The 20,955-nt window shown below is 28.7% G+C and carries 29 protein-coding genes; 7 read left to right on the forward strand and 22 right to left on the reverse strand.

The genetic code is table 11. The features are described from left to right. Positions 1-40: 40 nt before the first annotated feature. The gene (locus ACYEKI_RS15285; RefSeq protein ID WP_459212070.1) at positions 41-817 is read right to left on the reverse strand and encodes a CPBP family intramembrane glutamic endopeptidase; all 777 of its coding nucleotides are present in this window, start codon (positions 815-817) and stop codon (positions 41-43) included. Between the two features lie 206 nt (positions 818-1,023). Here ACYEKI_RS15285 and ACYEKI_RS15290 point away from each other — a divergent pair, with 206 nt between their 5' ends. The 6 genes from ACYEKI_RS15290 (at position 1,024) to ACYEKI_RS15315 (ending at position 5,463) form a co-directional block, all read left to right on the forward strand. Further along, positions 1,024-1,449, forward strand: a complete 426-nt coding sequence (locus ACYEKI_RS15290) for an endonuclease V (protein ID WP_459212071.1) — start codon at positions 1,024-1,026, stop codon at positions 1,447-1,449. A gap of 560 nt (positions 1,450-2,009) precedes the next feature. Continuing rightward, positions 2,010-2,336, forward strand: a complete 327-nt coding sequence (locus tag ACYEKI_RS15295; protein ID WP_459212072.1) for a DUF1700 domain-containing protein — start codon at positions 2,010-2,012, stop codon at positions 2,334-2,336. Positions 2,337-2,474: 138 nt separating this feature from the next. Continuing rightward, positions 2,475-2,798 (forward strand): hypothetical protein, encoded by a 324-nt coding sequence (locus tag ACYEKI_RS15300; RefSeq protein WP_459212073.1) that lies wholly within the window; start codon positions 2,475-2,477, stop codon positions 2,796-2,798. Beyond that, positions 2,795-3,982: a nucleoside 2-deoxyribosyltransferase gene (locus tag ACYEKI_RS15305; protein WP_459212074.1), complete on the forward strand. Its 1,188-nt coding sequence runs from the start codon at positions 2,795-2,797 to the stop codon at positions 3,980-3,982. The genes ACYEKI_RS15300 and ACYEKI_RS15305 overlap by 4 nt, the downstream gene beginning before the upstream one ends. Next, entirely contained in the window at positions 3,979-4,572 is a 594-nt protein-coding gene (locus tag ACYEKI_RS15310) for a 7-cyano-7-deazaguanine synthase (RefSeq protein ID WP_459212075.1), read from the forward strand. The genes ACYEKI_RS15305 and ACYEKI_RS15310 overlap by 4 nt, the downstream gene beginning before the upstream one ends. A 369-nt stretch (positions 4,573-4,941) precedes the next feature. Then, entirely contained in the window at positions 4,942-5,463 is a 522-nt protein-coding gene (locus ACYEKI_RS15315; protein ID WP_459212076.1) for a hypothetical protein, read from the forward strand. A 295-nt stretch (positions 5,464-5,758) separates the two neighbouring features. Here ACYEKI_RS15315 and ACYEKI_RS15320 read toward each other — a convergent pair whose 3' ends face one another. The 11 genes from ACYEKI_RS15320 to ACYEKI_RS15370 all read right to left on the reverse strand — a co-directional run bounded on the left by ACYEKI_RS15320 (position 5,759) and on the right by ACYEKI_RS15370 (position 12,781). Beyond that, entirely contained in the window at positions 5,759-6,178 is a 420-nt protein-coding gene (locus ACYEKI_RS15320) for a VOC family protein (RefSeq protein ID WP_459212077.1), read from the reverse strand. A 100-nt stretch (positions 6,179-6,278) separates the two neighbouring features. Then, on the reverse strand, positions 6,279-6,713 hold the full coding sequence (locus ACYEKI_RS15325; protein WP_459212078.1) for a hypothetical protein: 435 nt from the start codon (positions 6,711-6,713) through the stop codon (positions 6,279-6,281). A gap of 146 nt (positions 6,714-6,859) precedes the next feature. Then, on the reverse strand, positions 6,860-7,516 hold the full coding sequence (locus tag ACYEKI_RS15330) for a hypothetical protein (protein WP_459212079.1): 657 nt from the start codon (positions 7,514-7,516) through the stop codon (positions 6,860-6,862). 112 nt (positions 7,517-7,628) lie between these two features. Next, positions 7,629-8,246 (reverse strand): hypothetical protein, encoded by a 618-nt coding sequence (locus tag ACYEKI_RS15335; protein ID WP_459212080.1) that lies wholly within the window; start codon positions 8,244-8,246, stop codon positions 7,629-7,631. A 41-nt stretch (positions 8,247-8,287) separates the two neighbouring features. Next, entirely contained in the window at positions 8,288-9,103 is an 816-nt protein-coding gene (locus ACYEKI_RS15340; RefSeq protein ID WP_459212081.1) for a metallophosphoesterase, read from the reverse strand. A 31-nt stretch (positions 9,104-9,134) separates the two neighbouring features. Beyond that, positions 9,135-9,551 (reverse strand): hypothetical protein, encoded by a 417-nt coding sequence (locus ACYEKI_RS15345; protein ID WP_459212082.1) that lies wholly within the window; start codon positions 9,549-9,551, stop codon positions 9,135-9,137. Positions 9,552-9,561: 10 nt separating this feature from the next. Next, the gene (locus tag ACYEKI_RS15350; protein WP_459212083.1) at positions 9,562-9,927 is read right to left on the reverse strand and encodes a hypothetical protein; all 366 of its coding nucleotides are present in this window, start codon (positions 9,925-9,927) and stop codon (positions 9,562-9,564) included. Between the two features lie 104 nt (positions 9,928-10,031). Beyond that, positions 10,032-10,928: a helix-turn-helix domain-containing protein gene (locus tag ACYEKI_RS15355; RefSeq protein WP_459212084.1), complete on the reverse strand. Its 897-nt coding sequence runs from the start codon at positions 10,926-10,928 to the stop codon at positions 10,032-10,034. Positions 10,929-11,019: 91 nt separating this feature from the next. Then, entirely contained in the window at positions 11,020-11,802 is a 783-nt protein-coding gene (locus tag ACYEKI_RS15360) for a MipA/OmpV family protein (protein WP_459212085.1), read from the reverse strand. 13 nt (positions 11,803-11,815) lie between these two features. After that, the gene (locus ACYEKI_RS15365) at positions 11,816-12,400 is read right to left on the reverse strand and encodes an SRPBCC family protein (RefSeq protein ID WP_459212086.1); all 585 of its coding nucleotides are present in this window, start codon (positions 12,398-12,400) and stop codon (positions 11,816-11,818) included. A 108-nt stretch (positions 12,401-12,508) separates the two neighbouring features. Continuing rightward, positions 12,509-12,781: a hypothetical protein gene (locus ACYEKI_RS15370; protein WP_459212087.1), complete on the reverse strand. Its 273-nt coding sequence runs from the start codon at positions 12,779-12,781 to the stop codon at positions 12,509-12,511. Positions 12,782-13,159: 378 nt separating this feature from the next. On the opposite strand from ACYEKI_RS15370, the gene ACYEKI_RS15375 reads away from it, so the two are divergent. Next, positions 13,160-13,672 carry a hypothetical protein gene (locus ACYEKI_RS15375; protein ID WP_459212088.1) on the forward strand — a complete coding sequence of 171 codons (513 nt, stop codon included), beginning with the start codon at positions 13,160-13,162 and terminating at the stop codon, positions 13,670-13,672. Positions 13,673-13,723: 51 nt separating this feature from the next. Here ACYEKI_RS15375 and ACYEKI_RS15380 read toward each other — a convergent pair whose 3' ends face one another. From ACYEKI_RS15380 to ACYEKI_RS15425, 10 genes are all read right to left on the reverse strand, one after another. Continuing rightward, the gene (locus ACYEKI_RS15380) at positions 13,724-14,338 is read right to left on the reverse strand and encodes a DUF4304 domain-containing protein (protein ID WP_459212089.1); all 615 of its coding nucleotides are present in this window, start codon (positions 14,336-14,338) and stop codon (positions 13,724-13,726) included. Between the two features lie 29 nt (positions 14,339-14,367). Then, positions 14,368-14,904 carry a DUF2199 domain-containing protein gene (locus tag ACYEKI_RS15385; RefSeq protein WP_459212090.1) on the reverse strand — a complete coding sequence of 179 codons (537 nt, stop codon included), beginning with the start codon at positions 14,902-14,904 and terminating at the stop codon, positions 14,368-14,370. Continuing rightward, entirely contained in the window at positions 14,901-15,152 is a 252-nt protein-coding gene (locus tag ACYEKI_RS15390) for a hypothetical protein (protein WP_459212091.1), read from the reverse strand. The genes ACYEKI_RS15385 and ACYEKI_RS15390 overlap by 4 nt, the downstream gene beginning before the upstream one ends. A 13-nt stretch (positions 15,153-15,165) precedes the next feature. Continuing rightward, entirely contained in the window at positions 15,166-15,690 is a 525-nt protein-coding gene (locus ACYEKI_RS15395; protein WP_459212092.1) for a hypothetical protein, read from the reverse strand. A gap of 20 nt (positions 15,691-15,710) precedes the next feature. Then, positions 15,711-16,271: a hypothetical protein gene (locus tag ACYEKI_RS15400; RefSeq protein WP_459212093.1), complete on the reverse strand. Its 561-nt coding sequence runs from the start codon at positions 16,269-16,271 to the stop codon at positions 15,711-15,713. A 106-nt stretch (positions 16,272-16,377) separates the two neighbouring features. Continuing rightward, on the reverse strand, positions 16,378-17,103 hold the full coding sequence (locus ACYEKI_RS15405; RefSeq protein ID WP_459212094.1) for a DUF2071 domain-containing protein: 726 nt from the start codon (positions 17,101-17,103) through the stop codon (positions 16,378-16,380). Positions 17,104-17,164: 61 nt separating this feature from the next. Then, positions 17,165-18,613, reverse strand: a complete 1,449-nt coding sequence (locus tag ACYEKI_RS15410; RefSeq protein WP_459212095.1) for an alpha/beta hydrolase family protein — start codon at positions 18,611-18,613, stop codon at positions 17,165-17,167. A 152-nt stretch (positions 18,614-18,765) separates the two neighbouring features. Beyond that, complete coding sequence (locus tag ACYEKI_RS15415) at positions 18,766-19,653, reverse strand: ketopantoate reductase C-terminal domain-containing protein (RefSeq protein ID WP_459212096.1); 888 nt, start codon at positions 19,651-19,653, stop codon at positions 18,766-18,768. A gap of 31 nt (positions 19,654-19,684) precedes the next feature. Further along, positions 19,685-20,560: a hypothetical protein gene (locus ACYEKI_RS15420; protein WP_459212097.1), complete on the reverse strand. Its 876-nt coding sequence runs from the start codon at positions 20,558-20,560 to the stop codon at positions 19,685-19,687. 38 nt (positions 20,561-20,598) lie between these two features. Then, positions 20,599-20,949: a hypothetical protein gene (locus tag ACYEKI_RS15425; RefSeq protein ID WP_459212098.1), complete on the reverse strand. Its 351-nt coding sequence runs from the start codon at positions 20,947-20,949 to the stop codon at positions 20,599-20,601. Positions 20,950-20,955 lie beyond the last annotated feature (6 nt).

Here is a 20,955-nt window from a genome sequence, read left to right on the forward strand (position 1 = left end):
TATAACCGTTCATTAATCATTTTTTCTTAGCAGAACTTTATTATTGAATTAACTTATGTTTTTTAATTAAAATTAATCCATAGATTAAACACGGTAATACTAATAGTACTACTATAACACTATTTGCTATAGACATAGGATCTGTTATTGTTTTTTCTATAGGTATTCCTGCCGAATCTAACTTGGCTACAAAATCAATAATTGCATGTATGATTATGATAGGATAAAGTCTTTTTGTTATTACTAATATCACACCAAACATGACTCCTATAAATGTTGCAAAAAAGACCTGTGATAATTCTCCGTAGATTCCTTTATCAAATTTAAACAGATGTAATATTCCAAAGAATAATGAAGATACTATTATTGATAATACTACATTCTTTTTTGTTGTTCCAAAAAACTTAATACTCCATGACTGTATAAAACCTCGTATACTCAATTCTTCTGCAAAACCAATAGAAATCACATACAATATTAGTAATATCATATTAGAATATAACTTATTAGTATCAATTTCATCAAGAAATAAGCCATTTAAAAGTGTTAAATACACTAATGGAAAAATTAAATATTTGATTCTATAAACACGTTTTCCTTTTAAGCCAGCGATCTCTAGAAGTCTATTTTTCTTGATATAAAATAAAGAAAGTACTATCAAAATAAGATTAGCTCCTATACCTACAAAAGTATGGTGTTGATATGAGTCTATATCCTTTTCTAGTAAGTAGTTTACTACATATTCCCTCAATAATAATACAGCTATTAATAAGATTATAAAACTGATAAGTTCTTTCCAAAATGTCGTTTTTCTCATGATGATTTTATTTAAAAATACAAGTCATTTATATATAAAGACGTAAAAAAGATCATTTTGGTTGCCTACCTAAAGTAAAACCTTTCTGTTTAATAATTTGAACCTGTCTATCATCTATAAAAGACATAAAAAACAAGTGAATTCTTATAAATATTTTAAAACCCCTATATTAATCGAGCTAAAACAATTAAAAAACAGCATATATTATGATCTATGCATTTGATACTTATTATACAGTAACTACTGCAAAAACTGTTTGTCTTGGATTTAAGAATTGGACAGATGAAACCCCTGTTATTTCGCTACATGAAACTATATCAGAAATTAATGATTATGAAAGCGGAGCATTTTACAAACGTGAACTCCCTTGTATTTTGAGTATCCTTAAACAAGTAGTTTTACAAGACGGTGATATCTTAGTTATTGATGGCTATGTAGTTTTAGATGATCAAGCAAAATTAGGTTTAGGTGGCTATCTCTATCATGAGTTTAAGCAAAAATATCCTGTTATAGGTGTTGCCAAAAATAATTTTACAGCTATTACTACTTTAAAACGTGCCGTATTACGTGGCGAAAGTAAAAAAGCTTTATACATTACTGCTTTAGGAATAGACCTAGATATTGCATCGTAACAAATACAACATATGAAAGGTGATTATCGTATGCCTACACTTTTAAAACTTTTGGATTCTTTAAGTCGCAGTTAAAACAAAAACAGTCACAAGTTTATCTTGTAACTGTTTTTTTAGCAAATCATTAGAATCAAAAAATCATACAACTAATATATTAAAAGGCTTGTTAGGCTAGTGTGCCCTTATATTAGTTACTTATAAAGCTATAAAACCCTGTAGAAAATTCTCTAAAAATTGCCTCATAATACTTATGGCAAAAACCCTAATTTTTTAATCACATTGATTTTATTAATATGCCTTGATTTTTCTACAAAAACACTTATCAAAGTAATTCTTAACCTTAGCTATTGTAAGAAATAACTGTAATTTTTAATCTATTTTAACTTCTCTTATCTATTTTTTTTCTGTTTATACATCAATATTTTTTCAAAAAATAGTTTCTTCTCTACCTTCCCTTATCATCATTTTTAAGGATTATATATCATCAATATACCCGATACTCTGGTCTTTATAAGCAAACTACTTTTGTCATTAATCAAATATCATTAAAACAACCTATTATGACTTGGCTATACATTACATTATTTATACTCTTAATCATTATTATCGTTTTCGTCTCGTATCATCTAGATAAAGAAAAAAGAGAACGATTATTAAAAAAATATAAAGATCCTGATTTAGTCGAGCGTTTAATGCGTGGAGAATTTTGGATCGGTCAAACCGAAAGGCAATTATTAGATGCTTTAGGTACTCCAAAAGATATAAGCGAACAAGTTTTAAAAACTAAAACAAAAGAAACTTGGAAATACCATAAAACTGGAAATAACCGGTATGCTTTAAAAATCAAGCTAGAAAATAATCATGTTGTAGGTTGGGATAAGAAATAAGTACTTATCATCAATATCATTTTTTTAACATAACATTAATATAGTAATTACGGAAAACCGTAAAAAAAGATAAATCATTTCCAATAAGTTTAGTTATTGATAAAAATCAAAAACACTTAAAAACAAATTTCAAATATTATGTCAGGATCTTCAGGAGGAGGATATGTGCCTCCACAAAGCAATAGTTTCTTGGATTGTGAAACAGGAAAATTTAGTACATACGTATCATCAATTGATATTGATGTTCTAAAAAATCTAAATATTGGTGATATTCTTGAAGTTGAATTATTATCCAATAAAATAATATTATCAAACAGTAATGGTGAAAATTTGGGTTCCATAATAAATCAAAAAAACCAAAATCTTGAAAAATGTATTAATCAAGGTTTTGAATTTGAAGCAAAAATAATTTCCATTGACTCTCCAGCCTGTCAAGTTTTAATAAATTCTAAAAAATTATGATATCAATTATCGGAGGAACATATCAAGAAGTAAATTTAGAACATAATACTTTTGAGATATTTGGATCTGGTTTAAGAAGTTCCTATTTTTTTCTAGAAAATAAAATACCAGTTCATTTTCATACGTCTGGTAATTCTAAAATAAAAGATCTTTTAGAAGAATATAAAAAAGTCTATAACAATTTTAATTATTCCTTGAAAGAAAGTGATTTGATTACATTCAAATATGACTTTCCCATTGACAATCCAAGAATCTTACCAAATCCATTAACTATTGAAAAAACAGCTCCTATAAATGTTATTGATGAAAACATCTTATGTTTTGGGATGTTAGAATCATCTTTTAAACTTAAAGCTCAAAAAGCGATTTACGATCCTCAAACATCAATCAATCCCATAAAGTTTAGCCAATTTGCTCAAAGTAAATCACTAATATATATAGTTAATTATAATGAAGCTAAATCCATTTCAAATTCAGATAATCTTTCTGAAATAAAAAAATTCTTCTTTGAAAAAGAAAACGTTTATGCTTTAATCATAAAAAATGGTCCTTTTGGAGCCTTTCTATATTATAATAATGAGGAATTTAAAATACCTTCATATATAACAAATAAAGTTACTAAAATAGGTTCTGGAGATATTTTTACATCAAGCTTTGCTTATTATTGGATGGTCAAAAAAAATTCACTTGAACAATCAGCTATAAAAGCCTCAAAATCAACCGCTATTTTTTGTGATAAAAATTGTTTCATAGATATTGATCACTATGAAAGTTTTGAATATCAAGAAAAAAAACATAAAGATCTATCTAATAAACAAATATATTTAGCATCTCCATTTTTTAGTTTATCAGAAAAAATTCTTGTAGAAAAAATCAGAGATTCTTTTCTCAATCTCAAAGTTAAAGTGTTTTCTCCTATGCATGATGTAGGTATTGGTAACTCTATTGATATTGCTATACAAGACTTAGAAGCATTAAATAACTCTGATATTATTTTTTGTGTATTTGATGGTTTAGATTCAGGTACTTTAATTGAGGCAGGAGTTTCAATGATTAAAGGAAAAAAAATAATTGCCTATCATAGTAATATTAATCAAGAGTCATTATTAATGTTAAAACCATCGAATCTAAAATCTTTTAATGATTTAACAACTGCTATATATCACACTATATGGAATTTATGAAAAAAGCTATATTATTATCAGGTGGTATAGATTCAATATGTCTTGCTTACAATATTAAGCCTGATATAGCATATACAATTGACTATGGACAAAGACCTGCAAAAAGAGAAATTTATGTTTCCAAATATATTTGTGAAGAGCTTAAAATAAAACATGAGATTATTAGTATTAATTGTAATAAATTAGGTTTTGGTAGTTTAGCTGGGAATCAAATAAAAAACCATAATTCACCATCCGAAGAATGGTGGCCATACAGAAATCAGCTGATAATAACTCTTGCTCTTATGAAATGTATTCAAGATAAAGTAACTGAATTACATTTAGCATCAGTAAAATCTGATAATTTTCATAAAGATGGTACTAAAAAATTTTATCAGTTGATTAATGATTTAGTAAAATATCAAGAAGGTCATATAAAAATTAAATGTGAAACTACAGATTATTATAGTCATGAATTAGCTCAAATTTACTCAGTTCCAAAAAAGTTATTATTAATGGCTCATTCATGTCATATATCAAATACTTCTTGTGGTAAATGCTCTGGGTGTATAAAACAACAACGCGTTCGATACGAATTAAGCATAGAATAAGATATCAAAACATTAAAAAAAACTTTGTAAGTATTTAAAACATGCTACGACTATATAATCGCTATGAAAAAGATACTATAGTTAGTTTACTCTAAAACAACTATCTAACTATTTAAAATATAAGCAGTTTACTATATAACTGTTTGTTTTAATGAAAGAACTTTTAGTTTATTACTAAAGGTTCTTTTGTTTTATAATATGTCCTCTTCAAAAATTGATATTGCAATTTCAAAAATCAGTTTTACTTATTCAGCAATTGTATTTCATCCATTTTTTATCCACTTAATAGTTTTGTATCAGTGTTATAACATAAGACGTTACCTGAAAAGTCTAAATAGAGTAAGGATCATATCATTAAAATCAATAATCATGAAATCATTAAAAATCTTAGCATTATTAAGTCTTATTTTATGTTTTAGTTGTACAACAGAAAATGCTACAACAGATAGCATACAAAATACAATTGAAACAACTGATTTAAGTAAAGCCAACAAACCCAAAAAAGTACTTAAAATAGAAGTTCCTTTGGGTCGACCTAAACATGAATGTACTGGTTTTGGTATCTGTGCTTGGCCTACAATTTCTATAGGTTGTGTTGATGCTGAAGGTAATAGTATCCCTTGTGATACTGCCCAAGTTTCTCCTGCAGGAAATACTACAGCTACTACTACTGTTTTTTATACAGATCAAATAGGATATTATTTTGACTTAGCATTTGATGCTCCTGTGAGAGAATATGAACGTGAGGATTTAAATCTAGTTGTTGAAGAAAATTATACACTAGAAACAGAAGGAATTATTGGTCACGGACTTACTATAAAAAAGGCTCTTTATAAGTATAATTCTACTATAGGTAAGCATGGCGGAGTACGAGTACCGTTGGCTTATTAATATTTTTTAAAATTTTTGTAAGTATTTAAAAAACGGAACGACTACTTAAATGCTATGAAAAAGATGTTATAGTTAGCTTGCTATAAAACAACAAGCTAACTATTTAAAATTTAACCAGTTTAACATATAACTGTTTGTTTTTAATAAAAAAACCTTTAGTCTCCCTCACTAAAGGTTTCTTTATTTTAAGTAATTAATATACTACACATTACCTGTTTTTTAAAAATCAAGTATTAACTTAAAAGCGGTCAACCCTATTAAGGAATATATAAATATAATTCGCTTATAACTTTTGTTATTGATTCTTAATTATTCCTTTGTTGTTTTCACTAGGTTGTAATAAATCCCATTTATTTCCGTATAGATCTTCAAATACAGCAACTATACCATATTCAAATTCTTGTTGAGATCTAATAAACTTTATATTTCTTGCTTTAAGTTTTTTATAATCTCGCTCAAAATCATCGGTAAAAAGGATTAAAAAAACTCTTCCTCCTGCTTGATTTCCTATACTTTGTATTTCTTCTTCGCTTGTTGCTTTTGCTAATAAAAGACTAGTTTCTTTTGCACCTGGTGGTGCAATTGTCACCCATCTTTTATCTGCGCTTAATTGCGTATCTTCTAGTAATTGAAAATCTAACTTATTGGTATAAAATTCAATTGCTTCGTCATAATCTTTTACAACTAATGCTATATGGGCTATTCTTTGATACATTGTTTTTACAATAGTCTTTTAATATTAATGCCTGAATATAAATTATAGTAACTGATATTACTCTTTATGGCGTCTATCTTTCTTTAACTTTTGATTTACTTTATTGAAATGTATAATCTATCGTTTTTACTCCAGAGTTATTTTCGGTTATATTAAAAGTTGCTGTTTTTACCTTTTCGTTATTTACATAAATATTTAAAACAGCTTCATAATCTGTCCAACTTGTTTGTCCGTCTGAAGTGGCTATATATGAACCATCTTCTAGATAAGTTAGTTTAAGATATGTTCCATTGTTTACTTCTACCTGCGTTTTTGAAGTATCAAAAGGCAAATTATTAATAGTTTCTGTTTGTGTATCGTTATCGATAGTTGTAGTAATTATTGCTTCAGAATTTCGAGAAGTAGTCACTTCGTATTTAATGTTTACCGTTTGAGGATATTCACTCGTTTCTACAGGATTACTATCATCGTCTGATGAGCAAGACGCTACTATTAAGCTCGAAATTACAAATGCAAATAATACGATTTTTTTCATGTTGTTTTTAAGTTTTGAATTTATGATTTGATTAGATTTTGCTTTTTGCACCTATCTCAAATATACTTGTTTATTCTATTTAACCAAAAACATTTAAAACCTTTCTATTTCATTATATGCATTTTACCTTTTGCTTTTTTTGAATATTAAGCTTGATTTAATCGATCAAGTAATTGCCCTATTTTGTCTTTCTTTTTGACTAATTCGGCACCAGTAATGTTTACTGTACTTATGTTTGATAAATTAGGAAATGTTAATCGTCCATTAGTAAGCGAATACATCCATATCAAATCAAGATAATTAAGTGTAATATTTAGTTTTTCTGCAAAAGAGGTTTCTTTGATTCTAAATCCCATCTTTTTGACACTTCTCTCACTCAAAAAATAAGAACTTCCTCTAACAATAATAGTATCTGATAGTTTTTGCGTTTCTATATCTTCTATAATATTATAAAGTGCTTTTAGATAAAAGCTTAGCATTTTCTTTTTCCACGGTATTCCTCTTTTTACCTTAGACATTTCTAATAGATAATCAAATGAAGTCCCATTATGCAAGTCTATCACTCGTTTGTTATTACCAAATGTAACAACCATAGGTGCATAATAGGTATACCAGTTTAGTACAGTAAAAAGTGGTGTGATTAAAAATTGTATTAAAGGTACCATTATAAAAATAAGTAACACCCATATCTTGTTTTCACTCACTTGTTCAATCCACCAACTCATTATTATAATGAGTACTCCTAAAAATAGTATGGAGATAAGCCATTGAAATAGTATTGGTAACCTTTTAAATCGTTTCATTTTCCTGTTTTCTATATTGCAGACACTAAGACACATTATATTAGTATACTCGCCATCAAAAAAATCACAGATCAATTAAAAAGTTTTAATTATCCTAATTAATACGGAGCTTTTAATTCAAATAATACCCAGTTTCTATAACTACATTATTTTTATGCGTTTCATCATCCATATCAACTGCTAAGTACCACTCGATATAATCGTGATTACTAAAGTTTATATATAGTCTGTTGTTTGTGATATCAACTTCGAAGCTTTTATCCTGAATCATTTTTTCTAATGATGCATAATCTATTTCACTCAATATTCTTTTACTAATCCATCTACATTGTTCAAACCAATATGGTATCTCTTCTAGTGCATGTCCTGTTCTTTGTTGTATCCATTTCCCTGAGATTTCAAAGTGATCACAACCACCTCTTTTTAATAGGAGTTGTTCATTATTTTTAAGTAGAATGATGCCTGTTTTAGCCTTGTCGTCCCATTTATAATTTGAAAATTCTGGGATTCTTTTGATAAAATCGTCGGTTTGTGTCTTTAAATCAAAAATACATTCTTCTATATCTTCTATGGATTGCTTTGTTTGCTCATTGTTTAATTCTATAGAGGTTTCTTCTTTTGTTATTACCGGATCTTGCTCTATTACTATTTCCTCTTCATTTTTTATAGAAGAATTGCCACAACTTATAGTAACTGCTGCTAGGATTATTGTTTTAAGGAGTAATTTCATAATTGATATTATCTATTCTCATTACTTAATACGAATACTTCTTAATCTTTTTTTATCTTCATCAATACTACTTTAGAATCAACATTGAGCACTTGACTATTATTATCAAATTCTACTAGAGAATTTTCCCAAAAACAATGTCCACAGCATATTCTAGACATCTTTGCTTGCTCAATACATTTTCTTATTTTACCATTACCAATTTCATTAAATTTTGGAAAATCAGGTGTTTCATGAATAAGTATAAAATCTAATTCTTGCTTAGTTAATACAGTTAAACTATTTAAAAAATCAGACTCTTCTATTCTATTAGACTTATCAACTCTTCCTATTATTCCACTAATACCACCAATCGACAATCCATCAATTTCAACCTTTTCTTTATGAAGTAAATAAATATTCTTTTGTAATTCAAACCGTTTCTTCTCTAAATCACTGCCAAAAGTATCATGATTTCCGGCAACACCTACAACCCAATCAAAATACTTATTAAACATGTCCCAAACATTTCTAACATCTCCGCTAGAGCCTCTTTTTTCTAATGAAGTAAATAAATCTCCACACAGTAAAACTCCTATTTTTTTACATTCGGGAAATTCTATTTCAATCAAAGTTTTTAAAAAAGCAGGAAGTTTTTCTCCTAATAAATATTGATCTCCTTTTTCTTCTGCTATCCCTTGTAAATCTGAAGTTATTATCAATAAATCAACATTAGTATTTTTGTTTTCATATTCTGCTAGATAAACAGGAAGTTTTCTATGGAACACTTCTGGTGTATTATTTTGCCCTGTTATTCTGGATCCTACTTCTAAATATGGATATGTTTCTATACTATTATTATTAATTGATATTTTCATTTTCCTAACTTAAATCTGAAGTCTATCTATTTTATTCCTTTTTACAATCTCTAAAAACTCGTCGTTTATCAAATTTATTCCAAAACTCTTTTGATTCTTCTATAATTATATTTTCATCAATCAATTTAAGTTTGAGATTTCCTTCATTATTAATAAACTTCAATTCAATTTCATTACTATTTATATATATTACTTCTGCTTCTGTTGGCTTTTTCCATTCTCCAAAAGTATCAAAGAATATTCTGTTATTTTTTATTTCCATTTTTCTCCATTCAGACAACCTTATCCATTCATCATTTGAAGCTATTCTAATAGCATCTTTCTTTAAATATATCTCTATATATTTTCCTTTATGACAAGTTGAATAATTTCCCTCAAGACTTTTATTCTTTTGACAACCAACAAATAGTATTACTATCAAAAGTATATTTAGAATTATTTGCTTCATTTATATCAGTCTAAGGGTAAAATATAACTTTTTCTTCTCTATATTCATCTGGTTCTTGATATGGTATTGCTGCTTTATACTCATAATATATTTCTAATTTCTTATTTTTTAAAATTATATCTCCATCACCATAAATTACATGATCTTTACTAGTTTCAGGTATAGCTACTATAGTTATCAGTTTATTTTCTAATTCTTTACAAAATTTTGTTTTAGTTAACTTATATCTATCTAAATAAAAATCTATTGTCCTTAAGCTCCCAATCCAACTTGGTCCTATATCCGATGTAACTTCCCATTCAACATAAAACTCCATGCTTTCCATTTTATCTATAAGTTCTTCAAAGCTTTCTATAGTAATCGTTTTTTCGTTCATTATATTTTTTTAATAAAAGAGTTTCAGCTTCTCTTCTTTAACCACAAAAAAACGCACTTTAAGTGCGTTTTAATTTTTACTAATATACCTGTTTTTATGTTTTATTAATTTAAAACACGATATTCACTAGGAGTCATTCCTGTTTTAGCTTTAAACATTTTACTAAAATGTTGCGGGTATTCAAAACCTAAATCATATGCAATTTCACTTACGCTATGTTTACTATTTAACAACACGTTTTTTGCCCTTTCTATAAGATGTAAATTTATATGTTCTTTGGCTGTTTTTCCTGTTTCAGATTTTAGCAAATCACTTAAATATCCCGGTGATAGATTTACTTGATCCGCTATATATTTTACACTAGGCAATCCTTTCTTACTTAAATTTTCTTGACTGTAATATTCTTTAAGCAACGTCTCAACTCTAGATAATATATCTATATTTCTAGAGTGTCGGGTATTGAATTGTCTTTCGTAAAAACGATTACAAAAATTAAAGAAAAACTCCAATCCAGATGCTATTACTTCATTACTATGTTTATCAATACGTTCTTGAATTTCTTCATCGATCATATTAATACAATTAGTCACTGTATTTTGCTCTTGATCTGATAGATGTAATGCTTCATGAACATCATACTTAAAAAAGTTATAATGTTCCATTTTCTTCCCTAAAGTTGTATTGCGAATCAATTCTGGATGAAAAATAAGCATCCACCCATGTATCTTTTGATTGGGTTTTGTTGTGATTCCGTACACCTGATTAGGAGCTATAAAACTCATTACTCCTTCTTGAAAATCATATGTATTTCGACCATATTCAAGTCCGCAGCTTTCATCTTTTAACGTTATCGTATATAGCTCACTAGTATACCTATTATCAATCCATTCATCCTTAACCTTAAACTGTTCCATATCCATAATACTAATCAATGGATTCTTAGGTTTTTCTAGTCCTAATGCGGTATGAATTTGAGAAATAGATTCTATATGAATTTGCATCTTCTTTATCTAATTTATTAATAGAAAGTTACTAAAACTAATTTTATCTTATTAAAAAGCTGCTCAATATCTAATCTATCGAGTAGTTTTATTAAAACCTATACATGGCTATTACTCCACCAGAAATCTGAGAAGTACTTCCTGCCTCTACTACAGGGCTATCTGCTACATCTCCCAATAAAAGGGTATAACCTAATTGAGTACTAAGCATCCATTTTTGATTTAAAATATAGGTAAGGTTTACAGTTGTTCCTATATCTTTAAATCCACTTTCTATAGCGTATAGCGGTAAATTACTACTTCCTCTATTTGCTGTAGTTACACCAAAATAGGTTTCTAAATATCCTGCTGTAGCATATGAAGTACTTGTAGAGAAACGTGTTATAAGACGTTTATTTCTCAACGTATATCCTAATTCAAAAGCAGCTACTCCTCCATCATTTACTCCAGAAATATCATGTGTATACGCCGTTTTAATATCAAAACCTTTGGCAAATTTATAGCGAGCAAAAAGTCCTGCTGCTGTTGCAAATTCGATTTCTTCCATTGCACTTATCTCGCTGTCATCTACTATATCTTCATTACGTGCCAGTTTAAATCCTAGTTTAGGTCCAAACTCCCAATTAGCATCTGCCAAAACATTAGCTTCAATACCTAAACCTGATAACCTTATATATTGTCCTGTATTCCATTGAGCAGCAAAAGCTATTGCTGGCAATGCAAAAATATCACTAGCGCCTTCATATTGTGGTGTAAAGCCCAAACCTGCTCCTATAGTATAATTTACTTTTTTAGGGGTTGTTGTTTGTGCTATTGTATGGTGTATTGTAAAACCAAAACACACCAACATGATGATTAATTGTATCTTTTTCATTGTATTTTTTTTTTTAATTAAACCTGCGTTCTACTTCGGCTTTTAACTCACTATTAAAGGTTTGGTAATCCATTAGAAGTAAATTTGCCAGTCCTATTGCGGGTACATTTTCGTTATTCCCTACAAATTCATCTGTTTGGATAAATATAGTTTCACTACCGCAAGGTTCTATGGTATAAAAATGATTATCCACTATTCCTGGTAGCGTAAGAATTTCATCAGACCAACCAAAACGCAATCCTTCTTCATAAGTTAATTCATGCGGAAAACTAAGTACTTGTCCTTGATTTAAAAAGAGTGCGTTAATCTGTCCGCCATTTGTAATATCTCCCTCTAATCCTTGGAACGTTGAACTCCAATTAGGCATGGTTGTAAAATCCGTTAAAACTTCCCAAACTTGCCCTGGTGTAGCATTTATTACAATGGAGATATACACATGAGCTTCTGCATCGTTAATTGGAGTCACCGTTCCTGTTTCTAATATTGCAGTACAGGCAACAAAATCATTATTTTCTATCGTATCGTCATCATCACTACACGATACAATTAATACACTTATACTAACGGCAATAAACAATGTTCTAAATTTTCTTAGCATTTTTTTTCTTTTTTAAAGTTGAAATTGATTTTTAATATTTTGGATAAAAACATCTTCACCCATAGTCTTTCTAGCATCTAATAATTGATCTGTATCTTTGCTAATTCGTTAACTCATTTTATTTGTATTGTCTATGGCAGCATTGTAGATAACCTCGGCTACCACTTCTGGAATTGAAGCATTTTCACCAACACTCGCAAAGGCCTGAGGTACCTTTGTCACGATCTCTTGGTATTCGTACATAGTAGTGTCGCTTTGAAAATCAAAAGATCTTCCTATAAAAATTGTAGTTATCGTATTCCAATCTTGGGATTGAAATTTTTTGGCTGTAGTCTTGCCTATACCAGAACTTGTTCCTGTTGTACATAACGTTTTATTCATCCTCTTTCTTTACTATTTTTTCACATAGCAAAATTCTGAATGAATAGTTGTACGGATGTATATATTTTACGGAAGCTTGTATATATTTTGAAGAAAAGAGTTTTTTTGATAAGGTTTTTTACAGTATGTTATTTTATCTAATATAGTTAATTACTCTTTATACCATTTATCTTACCTCTAATAGCAAATTTATTACTGTTTAGTATCTTATCTATAATCTACATTAGATAATTCTTCAATTTTGAAATGTCAAAAAGCTAATTAGACACTAAAAAACAACCTAAATAACCATACGATTTTCATTTGATTAAGTAGCTACTTTCTTTGGTTATAAAGATGGAATCTAAATACTAATATTTAAAAAAAATAAAATTAATTATGGCAAAAGTTTTCACAACTCTTAATGAGCTCGGGGCAGAATACAGTTCTATTTATTATCTAGATACTGCTAGAAAATTACTTCTAAGATTTAAATATGCAAAAGGAAAAGTTTATGTAGAAGATAATCCCAATGTATTATTTTTTGAAGGTGTTGAGGAACGTTCTAAGAAACAACCTTCAACTAAGACGCATTACTACCGAAAATCATCTACAAATGGTGATTATGTTGCTTATTCTAAAGCAAAAACATCTTCTACTCCTAAAAAAGGAGCAAAAGTAATTGAAGTTGATCATAACGATTATGTTGTGCATCCAGGTCATAAGGTTGACCAAGTTGATATTTCATTAAATAATTTTGAAACTCCAGTTATCGAAACTTATAAAAGTAAAGGAGGTAACGGAATTATTACAATGAAAGATCTTAAATCTGGAAAGTCTTCTTTATCTAAAATCACAAGAGAAAATCAAAAAGGTGATCCTATCAAAAGATCTGATATCGTGAAAAATTAGATTCATTATACGTTATATTTATCATATTAATGCCTCTAGTTTATAGAGGCATTAGTTATTAAAATCTATTGTAAACACAGCTTTTTCTTCTTTGAGTATTGCCATAAATTGCTGTTTAAAAAAGTTATTCCATCTTTTTTCGTCTATATTCTTTTTACATAGATCTACTATGTTTTTAGCTTCTTTAGTCAATTCTTTTTTTACACAATATCTAAATACTTCTTCTTGTTTTAAGGTACCTTCTTTTGACATATGTAAAACGAATGAATTCGTATCTTTAATTGATTCAAAGTAACTCAACACATCATTGATCGATAATGTTATTTGTTTTTTTAAAGCTGCTAAATCAGTATCATGGTTAATCACAAATTTTTCCGAAGCATTATTAGATATACTTTCGATACGTTTCCTAAAATGACATTCGTATTCTTTGGGTTGTGTTATTGTTTCTTCTTTTAAGACTTCTTCTATGTTATTTGAATGGATACAACAATTGATATAAAAACCGAGTTCCTGACTTGTATTGCCGTGACTTTTTTGGATATTAATCAAATAGACTAAATCATTTTCATTTTTATAGAAACTCAGTGTTTTCTTCTTAAAACCAGCTGGTTTCATTATAGGTTTTACAACTTGGTTTATGATTTCTTTAAATGCATTTTCCATGATATATTATTCGTTTTTTGATTTTTGGATCAAGTCTTGTGTTCATTGCTAAGAATGCATTGTACTATCTCTTTTGCTCTAGCTAACTTAATTCCATTTTCTTGATCAAAAGTTAGTTGATGTCCTTCTTCTCCTATTTCTATTTTAACAATCGAACCTACATGTTGTTCTATTGCTCTAGATTTAATATTAATTGTATTCTCATATGTTGGAATCTGGTTTTGTAACCAACCAAAATATGGTTCATTCTCAATTCTTTTAGGATCATTCCAGTCCTCCTTTCTTTTTTCAAAGTTTTCTCGACTTATTGATGTCCAAATATCAAAACATAAATTCTCAGAATGATCTATTATAGGAATAGTTAATCTACCTCTATGAAAAAAATGTTTTTCATCTATAACACAGAGGCTTTTTTCAAGAATTATTCTTTCATCTCTTTCTTCAGGAGGAATTGAAAAATAATAATCAGGAAGAGTTGATCCAAAACACAATGGTATCTGATCATATTCAGTTCCACAACATTTACATTTAAACTTTTTCTTATTAAAAAAATTATTTAGTTTCATTTTATTTTCTTCCAATCAGGCTTGCCTTCATTTTTGTATTTTTCAAATGCTTCATTCCAATATTCTATCATACTATTGTCTGCAGGAACTTTAACTTTACTTCCATTCCAATCCATTGGTTCAATAAAACTTAACAAATCACTTATTTCTATTGTATTATTTGAAAGTTCATAATGCTTTTGTAAAAAATTCTTCATTACCCAAAAAGCATCTTCTACAGTTAAATTCTCTTTTTTAAACTCAATCATTATATCTCTCTTATTATATTTTATCTATTATCCTCAAAAACGCAAATATTTCATTTTTATGAATTTCACCACAATCAGTTGCAATCTCTTGTACTTTATTTAAAAAGTCTTGGGTAAAAAATAGATCAATGAGGTATTCTTTTTTACTGGTCATGAATACCCCTTTTAATTCTTCTTTATAAAATAGAGCATTGGTGACCTTGTCTCTTCCTGAAGTTACAAATCCAAAAGTAATTTTCTTAAGCGCTTCAAATGCTATTGCTATGGGTTCTGTTTTGATTATTTGGACTAACAATTCTAATTTTATTGCTATATAATCATCATCATTAAGATTGATTTGCCCTACGATAAGTGACTTTATATTAGTTGATTTATCCTTATAGTGCTGTTGTATTAGTTTCCAATCGTTTTTGGTAAACTTTTGAACTATTTTTTTGTCTATATCTTGAGCTGCCCATTCTGCCCAATGCATATCATCTGTTCCTTGATCTTCGTATTTTTCTAATGCAGTAAAAAATTGTTTAATGATTGAATTCATGTTTTTGATGATGATTGTGTTTATTTCACTAATATATCTAATTTAAAAATTACTATATCATCAAAAAGTATTTCAAGTTTAAAATCCTTTGTATATCTCATAAACCAACTACTTTGATTAAGGTCTTCACAAATCGCTTTTATATACTTTCCGATAACCATCATTAATACTACTTTTATTTCATTATGATAAATATCAAAATTCGAAAAAATTCCCTGCATATTCCATTCTGTATTTTCATCCTTAGTTACATCAGGTTTATATTTCATATTAATACTATTTCTATTTTTAGAATCATATATAACATCTATTAAAGCTTCATTAATATTAGTTTTGACATTAATTCTTGCTTTTTCGATGATTTCAGGCTCTTTTAAGAAAATAACCCCTCCAGCAAATGTATTTTGAATCAAATATCTTCCTTTAATTTTAAAGGACTCAAAATCATTTTTAATTAACAACTTATGATCTTCTTTTATTTCTTTCAAAATCAATTTTAATATCTCATCTAACGCTAAAAAAAGTGTTTCTTTATCTCGAGTTAAATCGATCTCTTTTATTTCATCAATTAATTTTTTCATAAACACATAAACTTCTCTATCTAATTTATAATCCAATGCATATAAAACTAATCAAACAACGCTTAACTATATTTTTATTAACATATTAATCCCTTATAAACGCTCTTTATTCATTCAACATATTCATCATTTTTCCCACCTTAATCCATTCATGTTTTATATTTTTCATCAAAAGCGCATTATCAAACTTTACTGACCCTTTGGGGAAAATATTTTCATTTTCAAAAAAACTCGATCGAACTGCTTTTACTTTTAATAATGATACATCCCAATTATAAGTTTTCAATTCTAAGCCTTCAAATCCATTTTTATCAGGAGAAAATCCTATTGAGCCATTTTCAAAAAACTCAGAAACACAATCTAAATTTTCAAATACACTTTCATTATTCCATTCATTAGTTTTAATTGCTTCTATAGCTAGAGAGGTATTATCATCACTTATAAACGAAACATTATATACCCCATTAGATTCCTTAACCGAAAAATTTGCTAAATGATGAATACCTGGAAAAACACTGCCACCAGCCAATGAGTTTAATTTTGACGACGTATCTCTCCTTGGAATATATACACCTTCTCTTAAAACTCCATTTTCTAACCATTCTACAGCTATCCTATGTGCCCCATTTTCTGATGATATTCCTATTTGTTTTGGCAAACCTTTAGGTCTAATTTCTTTTAACCTAATCAAACAAATTCCTGCTACTCCTTTTCCTTTAACTATTTTAGGCTTAAATGGCTTAGGCAAGTAATTTTCTAGAACTTCTTTTTCTATTTGATAATTGATTAAAATCCTTCGATCTATTATTCCCTTAATCTTAGGTATTTTCATTTTACGTATAGTATTACTAGTATCATAAAATTACTCAAATCTTTAATACCATCTCTTATCCCTACTTATTTTCTTTCTTTTCGATTAGCAATTCTGGATAATTTGCTAGCGTATTCATTAGATTTTTATCTGCGTTATTTAAATACTGATTAAAAAACGTCGTAATAAGTTTTGACGTAATTTCTATAGCTTTTTTAGGATTGATCGTTCCTGCTTCATTTAGCATAGACGAATTAATCATCAACGGAATATCCATAAAATTGGAATGTCCTGTTCCTTTTATTTTTACGATATACATATCATCAAGACTTCCTTTTTTGTATGCATAGGCATTAAAATCAGGATGCTCTTTAGGCCAGTCTGAAGAAACATATAAAAATGGTTTTGTAAACGGCAAATCCAATTTCTTTCCCCATTGTGTTCCGTCTAGATTAATCCCAGCACTGATTTTGGGATTATCCTCTAAAGCCAGACCTGCAGCAGCTCCTCCCTGTGAATGCCCCAACACTCCGATTTTTGTAATATCTATATGATTTGATAAAAATGTAGTCGCATTCCAATGTTCGATTTGATTTAGTACCATTTGGATATCATTTGCCCAACGTTCTGTGATAGTTGCTGCTATATAATTTTTTAAAGCATATGATACCGTAGCTTCTTTTTCTTTTTCGGTTATGGCATTCTTGTATTGCTGCATCGAAGTCCAAATCAATTGCGACATCTCCTTATTATTATGCTTTGCATTATATTCCCAATCATATAATTTAATCGCTCCTGAGGGAAATAATGAACCAACGCTCTCATATGTATGATTGATATTAAGTACGACAAATCCATGACTTACCACCTCTTCTATTAACGCATAATATCCCGTAGCATTAGCTTGATATCCATGAGAAAAGATCAGTATCGGAAACTTTCTGTTGGCTATAGCAGGTTTCACATAAGTATGAGTATCGACCTGATCTAAATAATTAAATAACCAAGACGGAATTCCGTATTTTGCAGCAAATCCTTTTCGCTCTCCTTCATCTAAATAGTATTCTTTTTTTTCATCCTTTATGTTAGCTGGATACCATACCTTGACCATGAGTTCTCGTTTGTCTGTAGGGTCAATTGTAATCGTTTCTTCTTGTTCTGATTTTATATAAAAATAAGTTGCTCCAACCTTATAATCTCCTTTGGGCACTGGTAACTCAAAAACAGCTAATGTATTGGCTAACAAAAATCCAAATCCTAGAAAGAGTACTAGAAAAATACCTTTTATAATTTTTAAATAGGTTTTTCCTTTAAAAAAACTAATACCTCTTAATAGCACTATGCAGATTGCTATACATATTATATATATTGAAAACATTTGCCATCTCAATCCTTCAAAAAGTATATGTAGCATTAAAATTCCTATGCTCCATATTAAAAGCCATAAGTTGTTTATTATTCTTTTTTTTGAGGTGTTTATAAAAGGTAAGAATACTCCTGATATGAGTAATACGATTTCAAAAAATCTCATGAATAAGCTTGCTTAAAGTTTAATACCTTAAAAATAAACTACCCTTATTCTGTCTTTAATTAATTGCGATTAACAAAATGATTATTGCGATAAATAACCGTTTTTATTCAGTATTCTGTTATTTATAGAATTCTAGATAACGAAGCTATATCTTATTTCTTTTTATTATTAGTTTTGGAAAGTATTACTGTAACCAAATCATTAAGCGGTGTCGCTATGTTATACATAGCTCCTAGCCTTGAAATAATCCCATTTTTAGCGCCTATTTCTATACTATTTCCGTTTAATCTATCAGTCAACATAGAACTTCCTTTTGTTTCTGGATAAGTACTGAGCTTAGTGATCATCTGTGCAATAAAATCAGTTTCAATTTTTGCCCCATCTGCTCGTGCTACGGCTAAAGATTCTTTCATTAAATTGATATAAAGTTCTTTGATTTTTTTGTCTTCAAAAACCCAACACGTTTCTCCGCTTAAACATAAAATAGCTCCTAGACTAGCACTCTCACATAGTTTTTTCCAACTCTCGGTTTTAAAATCCTTCTCTTGATTTATCTTGATATTCTCTTTATCAAATAAAGATTCAAATTCATTAGCTATCCCACTTTGTTGTAATGTTAGTACTGGCTTTTTTAGTTGCTGATAAAATCCATTTTGAACAGGTTGCGTAGGACAATCTATTGAGCATTCAACTATTTTAGATTCGTCTGTAAAAGGCAACAATGGCTCTTTTAAATTCAAACCATTTCTAATCACTACTACCTTGGTTTTGGAAGTTATTAAGGTCGAAAGTGTATCACTAGCTTCTTCAAATTGATGTTCTTTGATACAGATGATTAACCAATCTAATATAGGTACTTGATCTTCTATAGTATGAATACTAATCGGAATTTCAATCTTATCTTCTTCAGTAATTAACTTTATCGCTGTTCTAGATGATCTATTAAAATAATAAAGTTCGTTTAACGCATTCTTTTGTAATTCATACGCTATAGCGTTACCTATAGCGCCTATCCCAAATACTCCTATCTTCAACGACATCTTATTATTCTTTTATAAATGAATAACTTTATTACTTCTTTTTTCGGTCATATATCCCGAATACTCTAAGAAAATCCTGATAATCTTCGATCATCTTTTTACGAACTAATGCAGATCCTATTGTATTATTAAATCCTGTTATTATCCATTCTTTATTTTTATTCAATTCTAGATGAAAGATTCTATTTTCTTCATTATTCATTTTACATACTACCTTATTATCGGTAAACCTAGTATGACCTACCCAAGACTTATACAGTTTGCTTTTTCTTTCTATTTCTGATAAGGATTCTTGCGCTAAACTATAGGGTATGAATTCTTTTATAAAATCGATCACAGGCTTAGCACAATAGTCTTCTAGAATACTATAATTTTGTTCTTTATATAACCTGGTGATATCCCTTTTTAATCTCGTGATTTGCTTTAATACAGGACGCGACTTTAGTACATTTTCTGTGCTCTTTCTTTTCTCAATCAGTTGCTCCTTTCGTTCCTTAATAATTGCGTCTGTTATATATGTCCCATTTTCTCCGTGAACCAACCATTCTCCATCGGTTTTAACTAGATTTAATTCCATTATACTAAGGCTATTCATCTTACAAATTGCTGTATCTCCAGCGATTTTTATATCTGCTATAGTTGTTTCTTCATTAGATTTCACAAATCTTCTATTACTATAACCTTCGCTAAATAACAATGCTAATTCTTCTTTATAAATAGCATATAACTCGTCTAGTTTATCGCTATTTACAGTATTTAAAAGTGTTATATCTCCTGATCTAAATAAAGCAATACGACCTTTTATCCAAGTTTGACAAACAGTTCGTACCTCTTCTTCTTGAGCATATACATTACAAAGCTTTCCTAAAGAAAATACAATAACAACGATGGTTTTTAGACACTTCATTTTTGCTTTTTTATGAACGAAATCGTTTGTTTTATTTATTATTGATGAAACAATTTTGGTTTTCGTAGGTAAGCCGCAAAAACAGTACATATTCCTATAAGAATGACCACTTCATACGGTTTTCCTTTATACATATGTATCACAACAACACATGCCATGTATAATGCAAGAATAGCTGTTCCCCAGAGTACAGTCTTGTTTATTAAAAATAATAATGCTGAGATCAAAAGTATAATTCCCACACTCATAATTACCGTACTATTGGTAATTACTTTATCCAATTTATCGGCGTTCGCTATTTTATCTATAGCATTAGGAATATAAAACATTACGATGACTATCGATGGTAACCATGTTAGTATTGTCTTTGTTATTTTTTCTAGTTTCATCTTTTA

The organism is Aquimarina rhabdastrellae (assembly GCA_947387485.1).
Lineage (GTDB): Bacteria > Bacteroidota > Bacteroidia > Flavobacteriales > Flavobacteriaceae > Aquimarina.

What these genes read in the sequence shown, in the direction of transcription:
- ACYEKI_RS15360 (WP_459212085.1), bottom strand. Translation starts at nt 11,802, where the DNA reads ATGAAAAAGATACAATTAATCATCATGTTGGTGTGTTTTGGTTTTACA.
- ACYEKI_RS15285 (WP_459212070.1), bottom strand. Translation starts at nt 817, where the DNA reads ATGAGAAAAACGACATTTTGGAAAGAACTTATCAGTTTTATAATCTTA.
- ACYEKI_RS15300 (WP_459212073.1), top strand. Translation starts at nt 2,475, where the DNA reads ATGTCAGGATCTTCAGGAGGAGGATATGTGCCTCCACAAAGCAATAGT.
- ACYEKI_RS15420 (WP_459212097.1), bottom strand. Translation starts at nt 20,560, where the DNA reads ATGAAGTGTCTAAAAACCATCGTTGTTATTGTATTTTCTTTAGGAAAG.
- ACYEKI_RS15305 (WP_459212074.1), top strand. Translation starts at nt 2,795, where the DNA reads ATGATATCAATTATCGGAGGAACATATCAAGAAGTAAATTTAGAACAT.
- ACYEKI_RS15395 (WP_459212092.1), bottom strand. Translation starts at nt 15,690, where the DNA reads ATGAATTCAATCATTAAACAATTTTTTACTGCATTAGAAAAATACGAA.
- ACYEKI_RS15295 (WP_459212072.1), top strand. Translation starts at nt 2,010, where the DNA reads ATGACTTGGCTATACATTACATTATTTATACTCTTAATCATTATTATC.
- ACYEKI_RS15355 (WP_459212084.1), bottom strand. Translation starts at nt 10,928, where the DNA reads ATGCAAATTCATATAGAATCTATTTCTCAAATTCATACCGCATTAGGA.
- ACYEKI_RS15375 (WP_459212088.1), top strand. Translation starts at nt 13,160, where the DNA reads ATGGCAAAAGTTTTCACAACTCTTAATGAGCTCGGGGCAGAATACAGT.
- ACYEKI_RS15290 (WP_459212071.1), top strand. Translation starts at nt 1,024, where the DNA reads ATGATCTATGCATTTGATACTTATTATACAGTAACTACTGCAAAAACT.
- ACYEKI_RS15410 (WP_459212095.1), bottom strand. Translation starts at nt 18,613, where the DNA reads ATGAGATTTTTTGAAATCGTATTACTCATATCAGGAGTATTCTTACCT.
- ACYEKI_RS15350 (WP_459212083.1), bottom strand. Translation starts at nt 9,927, where the DNA reads ATGAACGAAAAAACGATTACTATAGAAAGCTTTGAAGAACTTATAGAT.
- ACYEKI_RS15315 (WP_459212076.1), top strand. Translation starts at nt 4,942, where the DNA reads ATGAAATCATTAAAAATCTTAGCATTATTAAGTCTTATTTTATGTTTT.
- ACYEKI_RS15405 (WP_459212094.1), bottom strand. Translation starts at nt 17,103, where the DNA reads ATGAAAATACCTAAGATTAAGGGAATAATAGATCGAAGGATTTTAATC.
- ACYEKI_RS15325 (WP_459212078.1), bottom strand. Translation starts at nt 6,713, where the DNA reads ATGAAAAAAATCGTATTATTTGCATTTGTAATTTCGAGCTTAATAGTA.
- ACYEKI_RS15335 (WP_459212080.1), bottom strand. Translation starts at nt 8,246, where the DNA reads ATGAAATTACTCCTTAAAACAATAATCCTAGCAGCAGTTACTATAAGT.
- ACYEKI_RS15385 (WP_459212090.1), bottom strand. Translation starts at nt 14,904, where the DNA reads ATGAAACTAAATAATTTTTTTAATAAGAAAAAGTTTAAATGTAAATGT.
- ACYEKI_RS15340 (WP_459212081.1), bottom strand. Translation starts at nt 9,103, where the DNA reads ATGAAAATATCAATTAATAATAATAGTATAGAAACATATCCATATTTA.
- ACYEKI_RS15380 (WP_459212089.1), bottom strand. Translation starts at nt 14,338, where the DNA reads ATGGAAAATGCATTTAAAGAAATCATAAACCAAGTTGTAAAACCTATA.
- ACYEKI_RS15400 (WP_459212093.1), bottom strand. Translation starts at nt 16,271, where the DNA reads ATGAAAAAATTAATTGATGAAATAAAAGAGATCGATTTAACTCGAGAT.
- ACYEKI_RS15330 (WP_459212079.1), bottom strand. Translation starts at nt 7,516, where the DNA reads ATGAAACGATTTAAAAGGTTACCAATACTATTTCAATGGCTTATCTCC.
- ACYEKI_RS15365 (WP_459212086.1), bottom strand. Translation starts at nt 12,400, where the DNA reads ATGCTAAGAAAATTTAGAACATTGTTTATTGCCGTTAGTATAAGTGTA.
- ACYEKI_RS15370 (WP_459212087.1), bottom strand. Translation starts at nt 12,781, where the DNA reads ATGAATAAAACGTTATGTACAACAGGAACAAGTTCTGGTATAGGCAAG.
- ACYEKI_RS15345 (WP_459212082.1), bottom strand. Translation starts at nt 9,551, where the DNA reads ATGAAGCAAATAATTCTAAATATACTTTTGATAGTAATACTATTTGTT.
- ACYEKI_RS15425 (WP_459212098.1), bottom strand. Translation starts at nt 20,949, where the DNA reads ATGAAACTAGAAAAAATAACAAAGACAATACTAACATGGTTACCATCG.
- ACYEKI_RS15390 (WP_459212091.1), bottom strand. Translation starts at nt 15,152, where the DNA reads ATGATTGAGTTTAAAAAAGAGAATTTAACTGTAGAAGATGCTTTTTGG.
- ACYEKI_RS15320 (WP_459212077.1), bottom strand. Translation starts at nt 6,178, where the DNA reads ATGTATCAAAGAATAGCCCATATAGCATTAGTTGTAAAAGATTATGAC.
- ACYEKI_RS15415 (WP_459212096.1), bottom strand. Translation starts at nt 19,653, where the DNA reads ATGTCGTTGAAGATAGGAGTATTTGGGATAGGCGCTATAGGTAACGCT.
- ACYEKI_RS15310 (WP_459212075.1), top strand. Translation starts at nt 3,979, where the DNA reads ATGAAAAAAGCTATATTATTATCAGGTGGTATAGATTCAATATGTCTT.